This is a genomic window from Xanthomonas sp. SHU 308, assembly GCF_000364645.1.
Classification (GTDB): domain Bacteria; phylum Pseudomonadota; class Gammaproteobacteria; order Xanthomonadales; family Xanthomonadaceae; genus Xanthomonas_A; species Xanthomonas_A sontii.
This window is the reverse complement of the sequence record NZ_AQOK01000496.1, coordinates 1-12,378: the sequence shown is the minus strand read 5'-3', so window position 1 is coordinate 12,378 and position 12,378 is coordinate 1. Positions and strand designations below refer to the sequence as shown.

Genomic DNA, 12,378 nt, shown 5'->3' with positions numbered 1-12,378 from the left:
GGGTGCACGGTGGGAGGGACTTCAGTCCCGACCCATTGCGTCATCGGAAAGCACGCAACGTACGTGGTTGTAGCCGCATGACACCTGCACGTCGCGTCCTTGCGCAGCGCGCGACGCCCGCGCTCCCGGCGTATGCTGGACGCCTGCGTCGCCTCGGGAGGGCCATCGCATGCGTCGCTTCTCCAGTTTTCGCGAGTTCTATCCGTTCTATCTGAGCGAGCACCGGCATCGGGTGTCGCGACGGCTGCATTTCGTCGGCAGCCTCGGCGTGCTGGCGAGCCTGCTGCTGGCGCTGTGCACCGGTCAGCCACGTTGGTTATGGGCCGCACCGGTCTGCGGCTACGGCTGCGCCTGGATCGGCCATTTCGTGTTCGAGAAGAACCGTCCTGCCACCTTCAAGCACCCGCTGTACTCGCTTGCCGGCGACTGGGTGATGTTCAAGGACATGCTGCTGGGCCGCATCCGCTGGTGACCGGCACGTGCGCGTGCGCTGGCTATACTGCGGACTCGATTTCTTTCTGGTTAATGGAGCGACCTGATGCCGTCTTCCTTCTTCCTTGCGCTGGTGATCCTGTTCTTCGGCGTGGTGGTGCTGTTCAAGACCGTGCGCATGGTGCCGCAGGGATTCCAGTGGACGGTGGAGCGCTTTGGCCGCTACACCCACACGCTGTCGCCCGGCCTGCACTTCCTGATTCCGTGGATGTATGGCGTCGGCCGCAAGGTCAACATGATGGAACAGGTGCTGGACGTGCCCAGCCAGGACGTCATCACCAAGGACAACGCGGTCGTGCGCGTGGACGGCGTGGTGTTCTTCCAGGTGCTGGACGCCGCCAAGGCCGCGTATGAAGTCTCCAACCTGGAGATTGCCACCATCGCGCTGGTGCAGACCAACATCCGCACCGTGATCGGCTCGATGGACCTGGACGAATCGCTGAGCCAGCGCGAAACCATCAATGCGCAGCTGCTGAACGTGGTCGACCATGCCACCAATCCGTGGGGCATCAAGGTCACCCGCATCGAGATCCGCGACATCCAGCCGCCGCGCGACCTGGTCGATGCGATGGCCCGGCAGATGAAGGCCGAGCGCGAGAAGCGCGCGCAGATCCTCGAGGCGGAGGGCTCGCGGCAGTCGGAGATCCTGCGTGCCGACGGCGAGAAGCAGGCGGCTGTGCTGGAGGCCGAAGGCCGCAAGGAGGCCGCGTTCCGCGACGCCGAGGCGCGCGAGCGCCTGGCCGAGGCCGAAGCGCGGGCGACGGCGATGGTGTCCAAGGCGATCGCCGAGGGCGACGTGCAGGCGATCAACTACTTCGTCGCGCAGAAGTACGTGGAGGCGTTCAAGGAACTGGCCACCGCGCCGAACCAGAAGTTCGTGCTGATGCCGATGGAGTCCAGCGGCATCATCGGCTCGATCGCCGGCATCGCCGAACTGGCGCGCGAGGCGCTGAACAAGCAGGCCACCCCGCCGGCAATGCCGCGCGTGCCGCCGCGCAACGGAGTCTGAGCCATGCGCATTGAGGTAGTGGCCTGGGGTGCCCTGACCTTGTTGCTGTTCGCGGCCGAATCGCTGGCGCCGGGCGCCTTCATGCTGTGGATGGGCTTCGCCGCCGCAGCGGTGTTCCTCGCCGTGCTGGTGTTCCCGGACATCCCCCTGCTGCTGCAGGTCGGCGCGTTCGTGGTGCTGAGCTTCGTCTCGATCCAGGTGTACCGCACCTGGTTCCGCAACCGCGGCCGGACCAGCGACCAGCCGCTGCTCAACCGCCGCGCCGAGCAACTGATCGGCCGCATGGTGACCCTGGACCAGCCGATCCACGGCGGCCGCGGCCGCGCCAAGGTCGACGACGCCTTCTGGGTCGTCGGCGGCCCCGACCTGCCGGCCGGCAGCACGGTGCGCATCGTCGGCGTGGACGGGATGACGCTGCTGGTCCAGGCGGCTTGAAAGCCGGGATCGGGGATCGGGGATTCGGGATTGGGGATTGGTGCCGCGAGTGTGCGGTACCTCCGCCTTCCCAATCTTCCTGCGCGTAGGAGCGGCGATCAAGCGCGCGTCCTTCGGCTCAGGACGCACGCTCTTGCTAATCCCGAATCCCAACTCCCCGATCCCGGCCTTCGCTGAAGCCGCTCCCACGGCACTGCGCGATCGAGCGCCAGTCCTTCGGATCCCGGAAAGCCGCTCTTACGAATCCCCATTCCCTATTCCCCAATCCCGGCTCCGCCCCAGCGATAATGGGGGACTTTTCTCACGGACCCGCGCCATGACCCAGAAGACCATCCTCAACGACAGCCACCGCGCCCTCGGCGCCAAGATGGTCGACTTCGGCGGCTGGGACATGCCGATCCACTACGGCTCGCAGATCGACGAGCACCACCAGGTGCGCCGCGACGCCGGCATGTTCGACGTCAGCCACATGACCGTGGTCGATCTGCACGGCGAGCAGGTCCGCGCGTTCCTGCGCCATCTGCTGGCCAATTCGGTGGACAAGCTGAAGGTGCCGGGCAAGGCGCTGTACACCTGCATGCTCAACCCGCAGGGCGGGGTGATCGACGATCTGATCGTCTATTACATGTCCGATGCGTTCTTCCGCCTGGTGGTCAACGCCGCCACCCGCGCCAAGGATCTGGCCTGGATCGGCGAGCAGGCGCAGGCGTTCGGCGTGCAGGTGCGCGAGCGCGACGACTTCGCGATGATCGCGGTGCAGGGGCCGAACGCGCGCGCCAAGGCGATCGGCCTGCTGCGCGAGCAGGATCGTGCCGCGGCGCAGAAGCTCGGCCGCTTCGCCGCGATCGAGGCGACCTCGGACGCGGGCGTGCCGCTGTTCGTCGCGCGCACCGGCTACACCGGCGAAGACGGATTCGAGATCGTGCTGCCGCAAGCGCAGGCGCCGGCGTTCTGGGAGGCGCTGATCGGTGCGGGGGTGAAGCCGGCCGGCCTGGGCGCGCGCGATACGCTGCGCCTGGAGGCGGGCATGAACCTCTACGGTCAGGACATGGACGACAGCGTCTCGCCTTACGAGGCCGCGCTGGCCTGGACGGTGACCCTCGACGAGGGCCGCGACTTCATCGGCCGCGCTGTGCTGGAAGCGCAGAAGGCCGGCGGCGCGCCGCGGCAGATGATCGGCCTGGTGATGGACGAGAAGGGCGTGCTGCGCCACGGGCAGAAGGTGCTGACCGCCAACGGCGACGGCGAGATCCTGTCCGGCACCTTCTCGCCGACGCTGGGCAAGGCCATCGCCTTCGCGCGGGTACCGGCCGGTGAGCCGGGTTCGGTGCGCGTGGACATCCGTGGCAAGGAAGTGCCGGTGCGCGTGGTCAAGTTCCCGTTCGTGCGCGAAGGCCAGGTCCAGCCCGGCGTGCTCGGCTGAGTCCTGTCCGCCGCGCGCGACTTCGTCCCCACGCGCGCGGTTCGCTACACTAGACTCCCATCCTCGATACCGTCTTCTTCCGGAGCAGCCCCATGAGCGAGATCCCTGGCGACCTCAAATTCCTCAAGTCCCACGAGTGGGCCCGCGTCGAAGGTAACGGTCGCGTGACCATCGGCATCTCCGACCACGCCCAGGGCCTGCTCGGCGACCTGGTCTACGTCGAGCTGCCGAACGTCGGCGATCACGTCGAAGCCGGCAACGGTGTGGCCGTGGTCGAGTCGGTCAAGGCCGCCTCGGACGTGTACAGCCCGCTGAGCGGCAAGGTCGTCGAGGTCAATACCGCGCTGAGCGACAAGCCGGAAACGATCAACGAGGACGCCTACGGCGAAGGCTGGATCCTGGTGCTGGAAGCGGACGATGCCGAGCAGTTGAACGAACTGCTGTCGCCGGACGAGTACGCCGAACTGCTCGAGGACGACGGCCACTGAGCCGACCGCCCATCGTGATACCCGAACCGGCCGCCCAGTGCGGCCGGTTTTTTTGGGGGCGCGCTCGGCGCAGTCGCCAGTGTTCGCGTGTCGGCAGCGCCCTTTCTGCATGGCGATCCCGGAACGCGCGTCGCCGGCGGCGCTGCGTGCGTCGCTGCGAAGACCATGTGAGGTCGCTGCCGGGTGCACCGCGAGCGCAGCGTGTCCGTCGCGTCTGGCGGTGACCGATGCCGACGATCGGCGCGTCGGCCGGCGCCGGTTTTCCGACGCGGCGCAGGGCAGCGTGGCATGGAGACGCAACGTGGGTCGGCGACGCGGGGGCATCGGCGATGCGGTGCGCGCTGCTCGCTTCGCCGATGCATGGCGGCGCGGTGCGTGCCAGCGCCAGTCGATCACCTCTGCGAGCTGCGTCGGTCGACACGACCGTGCAACGGCATCGCCGGAGGACGCGTTGGCGACTTGGCATGGAGGTGGGCGAGGGCAGTCGTGCGCGTCGCGGTGTGTCGGCGACGTGCGTGCAGGTCGTGTCGCGGTGGCGCGATGTGGCACCACCCGGCGACGCGGCACGCACGCATCGCGCGCGTCGTGAGCGCCGCACGACGCAAAAAAGTTTGCGCACTTTTGCGCATTTGCACTTGTGCGATGCCGGAACCGCGTGCGGTCGCGAAATTTTTTTTCAGCTAGCGGACAGGCTGGCGTGCATCGCCGCGGTTCCCGCCGACGCTTCGCCGCTGCCTGCCCGCAACGCGATCGCGGCAGTGTGTCGTTGCAGAAAACACGGAAATTTCCCTGCTTTTTTTGCAGGCGCCGTTTTCCTCGCGGTGTCGGCGTCGGCGATCGGCGGCGTCGGCAAGGCGGCCAGTGCGGCATGCGGCGTCGGTGGCGCGCGCGCCATCGAAAAAAAAATTGCGTAGAAGTGTTGACAGTAAAAAAAACCGTGATTAGGTTTCGCCCAGCAGACGTTGCTGCGCAAGCGAGTGAATCGGATCGACATCAAAACGCGAAGCACAACTTGGACATCCGCCAGGAACCCGAAGATGGTGGAGTTGGAGTCGCTTCCCTCCGAGAAACGCAACGTCTCCCCTGGCATCGCACCCGTATCGCTATCCGGTACGGGTGTTTCTGTATCCGATCCGGCCCGCAGCGCGCGCCGGCGGTTCCCGCAGGCGGAGCATCGCCGCGAGGTTGCTTTAACTGGGCATTTTCAATCCATAGTTCACTGACGAGGAGCCATCCCATGGCGACGAAAAAAGCTGCGAAAAAGCCGGCCGCTAAGAAGGCGGTCAAGAAGACTGCCGCCAAGAAGCCGGCAGCGAAGAAGGTTTCGGTAAAGAAGGCGGTCAAGAAGGTCGCCAAGAAGGTGGCCAAGAAGGTCGCCAAGGTGAAGAAGGCGGTCAAGAAGGCCGTTGCCAAGAAGGCAGTGAAGAAGACGGCGAAGAAGGCCGCCACCAAGAAGACCGCGAAGAAGGCCGTCGCCAAGAAGGCGGTGAAGAAGACCGCGAAGAAGGCTGCGACCAAGAAGACCGCTGCCAAGAAGACGGTGAAGAAGTCGGCTGCCAAGAAGCCGGCCGCGAAGAAGGCAACTGCGAAGAAGGCCACCGCCAAGAAGACCGTGGCGAAGAAGAAGCCGGCCGCTCGCAAGAAGAAGGCCGCTCCGGTCGCGCTGCCGGCCACGCCCGCGCCGCTGATCTGATCCATCCCGATCGCTGTTCCTAGACTCTCTCCCCGGTGCCCAGCGGGGAGGGAGTTTTTTATGTGCGGCATCCTGCCGCGCGCGCTCGCAGTCCCGGTTGTGGGAGGCACTTCAGTCCCGACCGGAGAGTACCTCCGTGGTGCCTTCGTCCGACGATCCCGCGGCGTCCGTCTTCCCGATCCACGCTGCCCGTTCCCTGTGCCCTGCTTGCCAGGCTGCGACGTGGACACCGCGCCTGTGCCTGTCGCATCGGCAACCGACGCGGCAAGCTGCGTCGCCTTCGTGCCACGGTCGGTGCCTACGGGCAGGGCCACGCATCCAGCTGATCTCCCTGGCATGCACGTGCGGCCTGGGCAGCCGCGCGAGCACCGGGGGCGCGGGCAGTTATCGTCGGCGTGAACTTACGCGACAGCTACGCCGGCAACGACACGACGGTAGGCGGCAGCAAAGGCCGTCATATCGCGCGCAATGGATCGCCCCTGGCGTGGATCGACCGACCGTCGGGATCGGGGCCGCCACAGCAGCCGGAACGCCTGGCATTCGCCGACCCAGCCAAGACGTTGCGTGCGCACTTGCAGCGCGTCAGCGCGCCTTGCCCGCCTCCACTCCGCATCACGGGTTTTTCCGGCGTATCCGTGGACTGAGGGGAGTCTCCGGCCGCCTGCTTTCGCCACACTCACGCCGGATGCAGTGTGTTCTGTGGGAGTCGACTGTGGTGCAGCCGCGACAAGCGAAGCCGAAAGCCGGCCGACACCCTCCGTCGTCGGGACTGAAGTCCCTCCCACAGTGCACCCGGTAGGTTCGTCGCAAGCCCCTGTGGGAGCGGATTCAGCCACGACGGGCTTTGTCTGGAATGCCCGTCGCTGCTGAAGCGACTTCCACAGTGGCTTGCGAGCTCGCCGGGTGGCTGTGGGAGGCACTTCAGTCCCGACGCATTGGGCCATCGGAAAGCACCCACCACTTCGCGCGTCGCGGTTGCTTGACAGTCGACTCCCGCAGGATGCTTCTCGTCGGTCGTTATCGAAGGTGTCCTGCAGTCGCACCTCGCGCGCTGTCCCGCGCACGTCGGCGATGGTGCATTGAGTTGCCAGCACGCCAACGGCAGCCCGCGGCGATGCGGGGCGCAGCGACACCAGATGCCGGATCGCGAACAATTCCGAGAGGGCGCGGCGTATGCCCTGTGCGCGATCTTGGAAGCGGCGGTGCGCCACCACCCTCACCGCGGCCGTACGCGGGCGCTCCGAGCGCCTGCTGCCGCTGGGGCGGCGCAGTCGCCGATCGTTCGTCCAGGCACGACGTCGGCGTTGCGGCCACACTTTTGTGACGCGCTCGTGCCAGCGCATCGCCGCAGCCGGGACAGGGCTGCGTCCCCGCGTCGGGAAAAAGGGCGCACGCAGCGCAGGTCAGCGCTGTAGACAGCAGAAAGGCGGTTCGCGCGCCCGTTCGCGAGGATGCTGCGCGAGCAAGCGGTCAGTGCGGCGGAGACCGCGCCGTGTCGTTGCTGCGGGAATGGCACCGCGTCCCAGCCGGGAAGGGGCACACGCGGCGCAGGTCAGCGCTGCAGACAGCAGAAAGGCGGCTTGCGCCGCCTTCTGCGAGGATGCTGCGGGAGGCCGCGCTCAGTGCGGCGAGGCCACCGACTTGGACGAGGACGCGCCCTTCTTGTCCTTCGGGTCCGGACGCTCGGCCATCAGGTTGTCGCTGCCGAAGTCGGTGTCCACGTCCAGCCAGCGCTGCGCCGGCAGGCCGATGGCGCGGTCGAGCACGGTCGGCAGCAGGCCCGAGGGCAGGCCGCTTTCGCCGTTCCACAGGATGGCCACGCCGAGGTCGCGTTCCGGCACCAGCGCGATCAGGCCGCGGTAGCCCTGCACCGCGCCGGCATGGAAGATCACTTGGTGGCCGGAGTAGTCGAACACGCGCCAACCCAGCGCGTAGCTGGCCGAGTTGACGCGGGCGCGGCGCCAGCCCGAGCGCATCTCGCCCGGGGTAAGGATCAGCGGCGCGTGCAGGGTCGCCAGCAGCGGCTCCGGCAGCACGTCGGGACGATGCCCGGTCTGCGCGATCAGCCACTGCGCCATGTCGCTGATGCTGGCGTTGACGCCGGCGGCCGGCGCCAGGCGGTAGTAGGTCGGCTTGGGCGTCAGCGAGACCCAGCCGTTGCGGCTGCGCACGTGCGGGCGCGCCCAGCGCGGGCTGGCCTGGATGCCGGCCAGGCCCATGCTGGCGTCGTTCATGCCCAGTGGCTTGAAGATGCGGCGCTCCACCGACTGCTCGTAGAAGCTGCCGGACGCGGCGAACACCACGTCGCCGATCAGGCTGAAGGCGACGTTCTGGTAGGCGTAGCACTCGCCCGGCGCGCACTTCAGCGGCGCATAGGCCAGCTTGTGGCTGAGCGTGTAGTAGTCGATGTTGGATTCGACGTCGCGGTCGTAGGCGTTGTAGGTGAGGCCGACGCGGTGGCTGAGCAGGTCGGCGACGTTCAACTGGCGCGTGGCGACCGGGTCGCTGAGCTGGAAGCCGGGCACGTAGTCGACGACCTTGCTGTCCCAGCGCAGGGTGCCGTCGTTGACCAGCAGGCCGGCCATGGTGCCGGCGAACGCCTTGGACAGCGAGGCCAGGCGGAACACGGTGTGCGCATCGACCTGCTCGGGGCGATTGACGTCGGTGACGCCGTAGCCGCGCGCGCTGAGCACCTGGCCGTTGTGCACGATGGCCATCGCCAGGCCGGGCACGCGCTCGCCATAGGTCAACTGTTCGGCCACCGACTCCAGCGCGGCCACATCGAAGTCCTTGGCCAGCGGCAGCACCTGGCTCTGGGTGAGCGAAGCGCGGTAGGGCAGCGGCTGGGTCGGCGAGGTGTAGCGCGTGGCTTCGGTGTGCAGCGGCGGCGGCAGCGGTTGCGCGGGCGCCGGCGTCTGTGCGGTGGAGGACATCGCGAAGGGCAGCAATGCCCCGAGCAACCCGGTTGCCACCGGTCGAAGGAGCCGGTGCCTGCTGTTCTGTGTCATTGCGCCTGAGGCCTGTGAGGTGCTGCCGGCCACGATTCTAGCGCCGGATTTCTCGAATGCACAAACTGGGAGAAGATGAATAGGCATCACCTTGATCCTGCTGGGGATTTCCCGCCTCGGACGGGGGTGTGCAGGCCTGCCGGCGGAGCGGTGGCGGGGACTGCGGCGGATGCCCACGGACATGCAATCGCCGTGCCGGTGCCTAGCCCCTCTCCCCCCGGGAGAGGGGTTGGGGTGAGGGTACGTCACCCAACACCATCAAAACTGCGGTGGTGTCGGTCGGCAAATCGCCACCACCCGAGGCGCCCCCGCATCGCGCCCCAACAACGCCTCACCCCTCCCGCAGCACAGCCCGCCCACGGATCAGATCCGCAGCACGTTCGGCGATCATCATTGTCGGCCCGTTGGTGTTGCCGCTGACCAGGCGCGGCATCACCGAGGCGTCGACCACGCGCAGGCCGTCGAGACCGCGCAGGCGCAGCTGCGGGTCGACCACCGCCTGCGCATCGCTGCCCATCCGGCAGGTGCCGATCGGGTGATAGATGGTTTCGGCCTTGGCGCGGATGAAGGCGACCAGCCCGGCCTCGTCCAGGTCCTCGCGCGCCGGCAGCAGCGCCGCGCCGCGCCATGCATCGAACGCCGGCTGCTGCAGGATGTGCCGCGCCAGGCGCGCGCATTCCACCAGCATGCGCAGGTCGAAGCCGTCGGGATCGCTCAGATAGTTGGCCTGGATCCGCGCCGGCGTGCGCGGGTCGGCGTCGTTGAGCGCGATGCGGCCGCGGCTGCGTGGCTGCAGGTGGCAGGCGTGCAGGGTGAAGCCGTCGCCGGGCAGGCGGTTGCGGCCGTGGTCGTCGAGCATGGCCGGCACGAAGTGCAACTGGATGTCGGCGCGCGCGTCCGGCGCCAGCGGCGAGCGGATGAAGCCGCCGGCCTCGGCGATGTTGCTGCTGCCGGCGCCGCGGTGCCCACGCAGGAAATAGTCGAAGGCGATCTTGGCCTGGTTGCGGCGGTCGTAGCTGATGCCCGGGCGGGTGCGGTACAGCGTGCACACGTCCAGGTGATCCTGCAGGTTGGCGCCGACCTGCGGCTGGTCCAGCTGCACCGCGATGCCATGGCGGCGCAGCGCATCGGCCGGGCCGATGCCCGAGAGCATCAGCAGTTGCGGCGAGTTCACCGCGCCGGCGCTGAGCAGCACTTCGCGCGCGGCGCGCGCCTGCACCTCGCGGCCGTCCTGCGCATAGGCGACGCCGACCACGCGTCCACCTTCGATCAGCAGGCGCAGCACCAGCGCGTCGGTGACCACCTGCAGGTTGTCCCGCGCGCGCGCCGGCGCCAGGTAGGCGACTGCGGCCGAGCAGCGTGCGCCGTCCTTCTGGGTGACCTGGTACAGGCCCACGCCCTGCTGCTGCGGGCCGTTGAAATCGGGATTGTGTGGGAAGCCCGCTTCCTGCGCGGCCGCGATGAACACGTCCGAGAGCGGGTTGTGGTAGCGCAGGTCGGAGACGTGCAGCGGGCCGTCGCCGCCATGCAGCGCATCGCCACCGCGGCTGTTGCATTCGCTGCGGCGGAAGTACGGCAGCACGCCGCGCCAGTCCCAGCCGTCGGCGCCATCGGCCGACCAGTCGTCGTAGTCGGCGGGCACGCCGCGCACGTAGCACATCGCATTGATCGAGCTGGAGCCGCCCAGCACCTTGCCGCGCGGCCACCACAGCCGGCGGTCGTTCAAGGCCGGCTCGGCCTCGGTCAGGTAGTTCCAGTTGATGCGGCGGTTGCTGGCCAGGCGCGCCAGGCCGGCGGGCATGTGGATGAAGGGATTGCGGTCGCGCGGCCCGGCCTCGATCAGCAGCACCTTGCAGTCGCGGTCCTCGCTCAGGCGGTTGGCGAGCACGCAGCCGGCCGAGCCTGCGCCGATGATGATGTAGTCGTACACCCGCGGTGTCCCCTGAGTTCCTGGCGCCGACGCTAGTCGCCGAGGATAGAGCATATGCTCGGCGCGGCCGTTCGCCGCGCGCGATGTGCGTACGGCGCGGGCGGTGGATCGCGCACGCGCTGGCGGTGTTGCGGTGCATCAGCTACCGTGCGCGTTTTCCGCCCCCCGAAAATCGCCATGTCCCGTTCCTGCGCCAGGGTCCGTCGCCAATGAGCGCCACCCCGCATGCCCCCGGTGCGCTGGCGCGGCTGCGCGGTGCCCTGCGCGATTCGCCGCCGCTGGCATGGGCATTCCTGTACTTCTTCTCGCTGCTCAGCGGCTACTACGTGCTGCGGCCGGTGCGCGAGGCGATGGGCGCCTCCGCCGACGTGGCCGCGGTGTTCCCGCCGGCGATGATCGCGTTCTTCGCGGCGCACGGCATGCCGCTGAAGGAATTCGCGCTGCAGGTGCTGTTCACCTGCACCTTCCTGATCATGTTGTTGCTGCAGCCGATCTACGGGGCGCTGGTCAGCCGCTATCCGCGGCGGGTGTTCCTGCCGGTGGTGTACGGCTTCTTCATCGCCACGCTGCTGCTGTTCTACGTGCTGTTCGACAGCGGCGTGCCCGGGCGCGGCATGGCCTTCTTCCTGTGGATCTCGGTGTTCAACCTGTTCGCGGTGGCGGTGTTCTGGAGCTTCATGGCCGATGTCTTCAGCAACACCGAAGCGCGCGCCTGCTACGGCTACATCGGCGCCGCCGGCACGCTCGGCGCGTTCCTGGGGCCGGTGATCGCCAGCAGCCTGGTCGAACGCATCGGCATCGCCAACCTGATGCTGGTGTCGGCCGGCTTCCTGGTGGTCAGCGTGGTGTGCCTGCTGCGCCTGCGGCTGTGGGCGGTCGCCCGCGAACGCGAGCGCGGCGTGGTCGGCGGCGAGGCGCCGATGGGCGGCGACGTGCTGGCCGGGCTGAAGCTGATCGCGCGCGAGCCGCTGCTGCGCTGGCTGGCGCTGATGTCGGTGTTCGGCGTGGGCGTGGGCACCCTGCTGTACAACGAACAGGCGGCGATCGTGCGCCGCCTGTACACCGATGCGGCGGCCAGTACCGCCTTCTACGCGAACATCGACCTGGCGGTGAATGCGGTGACCCTGGTGTTGCAGTTGCTGGTCACGCGCGCGCTGCTGTCGCGCTTCGGCATCGGACCGGCGCTGCTGATCCCCGGCTGCGCGATCCTGCTCGGCTATTCGGTGCTGGCGGTGTCGCCGCTGCCGATGCTGGTGGCGGTGGTGCAGGTGGTGACCCGCGCCGGCGAGTTCTCCCTGGCCAAGCCGGCCCGCGAGACCCTGTACACCCGGGTCGGCCGCGAATGGCGCTACAAGGCCGGCGCGGCGATCGATACGGTGATCTACCGTGGCAGCGACCTCAGCTTCGCGTGGTTGTACAAGCTGCTGTCGGGGTTCGGCTCGCAGATGGTGTTCGTCGCGGGCCTGCTGGCCGCCTCCGGCATGACCCTGGGCGCGTGGCGGCTGCTGCGCGAGGCGGCCAAGCTGCCGCCGGAACGCGCGCCGCCAACGCGCTGAGCCGGCGCCGCGTGGCGGGGGACTGGCCGCCCATCGGGCCGCTGGCTATGCTGACGCCCTGTCTCCTGTGCCGGATAGCACGATGATCCTGTTGGCTTCCATCCTGGTCGGCGCGGTCGCGCTGCTGCACGTGTACATCCTGGTGCTGGAGATGGTCCTGTGGACGCGTCCGCTGGGCATGAAGGTGTTCCGCAATTCGCCGGAGAAGGCGCAGGCCACGCGCGTGCTGGCGGCCAACCAGGGGCTCTACAACGGCTTCCTCGCCGCGGGCCTGGCCTGGGGCCTGGTCGCGCAGCGGGTCGACGTGATGCTGTTCTTCCTCGGCTGCGTGGTCGTGGCAGGCC

At 68.2% G+C, this 12,378-nt stretch carries 11 protein-coding genes; 9 read left to right on the top strand and 2 right to left on the bottom strand.

Annotated elements, in window-relative coordinates; genetic code table 11:
• The first annotated feature begins 169 nt into the window (after positions 1–169).
• The 7 genes from D588_RS0115010 to D588_RS0114985 all read left to right on the top strand — a co-directional run bounded on the left by D588_RS0115010 (position 170) and on the right by D588_RS0114985 (position 5,540).
• Positions 170–472, top strand: a complete 303-nt coding sequence (locus D588_RS0115010; protein WP_017910461.1) for a DUF962 domain-containing protein — start codon at positions 170–172, stop codon at positions 470–472.
• Between the two features lie 63 nt (positions 473–535).
• Entirely contained in the window at positions 536–1,501 is a 966-nt protein-coding gene (locus tag D588_RS0115005; protein ID WP_026143744.1) for an SPFH domain-containing protein, read from the top strand.
• Positions 1,502–1,504: 3 nt separating this feature from the next.
• Positions 1,505–1,936 carry an NfeD family protein gene (locus D588_RS0115000; protein WP_017916567.1) on the top strand — a complete coding sequence of 144 codons (432 nt, stop codon included), beginning with the start codon at positions 1,505–1,507 and terminating at the stop codon, positions 1,934–1,936.
• A 316-nt stretch (positions 1,937–2,252) separates the two neighbouring features.
• Complete coding sequence (gcvT, locus tag D588_RS0114995; protein WP_017916566.1) at positions 2,253–3,359, top strand: glycine cleavage system aminomethyltransferase GcvT; 1,107 nt, start codon at positions 2,253–2,255, stop codon at positions 3,357–3,359.
• A 92-nt stretch (positions 3,360–3,451) separates the two neighbouring features.
• Positions 3,452–3,847 (top strand): glycine cleavage system protein GcvH, encoded by a 396-nt coding sequence (gene gcvH / locus D588_RS0114990; RefSeq protein ID WP_017910465.1) that lies wholly within the window; start codon positions 3,452–3,454, stop codon positions 3,845–3,847.
• Between the two features lie 227 nt (positions 3,848–4,074).
• Complete coding sequence (locus tag D588_RS27930) at positions 4,075–4,761, top strand: hypothetical protein (protein WP_157836472.1); 687 nt, start codon at positions 4,075–4,077, stop codon at positions 4,759–4,761.
• Positions 4,762–5,084: 323 nt separating this feature from the next.
• The gene (locus tag D588_RS0114985) at positions 5,085–5,540 is read left to right on the top strand and encodes a hypothetical protein (RefSeq protein ID WP_010344200.1); all 456 of its coding nucleotides are present in this window, start codon (positions 5,085–5,087) and stop codon (positions 5,538–5,540) included.
• Positions 5,541–7,159: 1,619 nt separating this feature from the next.
• On the opposite strand, the gene D588_RS0114980 is transcribed toward D588_RS0114985, so the two are convergent.
• Both D588_RS0114980 and D588_RS0114975 read right to left on the bottom strand, forming a co-directional pair.
• Positions 7,160–8,548 carry a serine hydrolase domain-containing protein gene (locus D588_RS0114980; RefSeq protein WP_026143743.1) on the bottom strand — a complete coding sequence of 463 codons (1,389 nt, stop codon included), beginning with the start codon at positions 8,546–8,548 and terminating at the stop codon, positions 7,160–7,162.
• Positions 8,549–8,879: 331 nt separating this feature from the next.
• On the bottom strand, positions 8,880–10,478 hold the full coding sequence (locus D588_RS0114975; protein ID WP_017916565.1) for a choline dehydrogenase: 1,599 nt from the start codon (positions 10,476–10,478) through the stop codon (positions 8,880–8,882).
• A gap of 209 nt (positions 10,479–10,687) precedes the next feature.
• Between D588_RS0114975 and D588_RS0114970 the strand changes: the two genes are divergently transcribed.
• Entirely contained in the window at positions 10,688–12,034 is a 1,347-nt protein-coding gene (locus D588_RS0114970) for an MFS transporter (RefSeq protein WP_017916564.1), read from the top strand.
• Positions 12,035–12,116: 82 nt separating this feature from the next.
• Positions 12,117–12,378, top strand: a 262-nt coding sequence (locus tag D588_RS0114965; RefSeq protein ID WP_017916563.1) for a DUF1304 domain-containing protein, incomplete at its 3' end; no start/stop codon positions are given.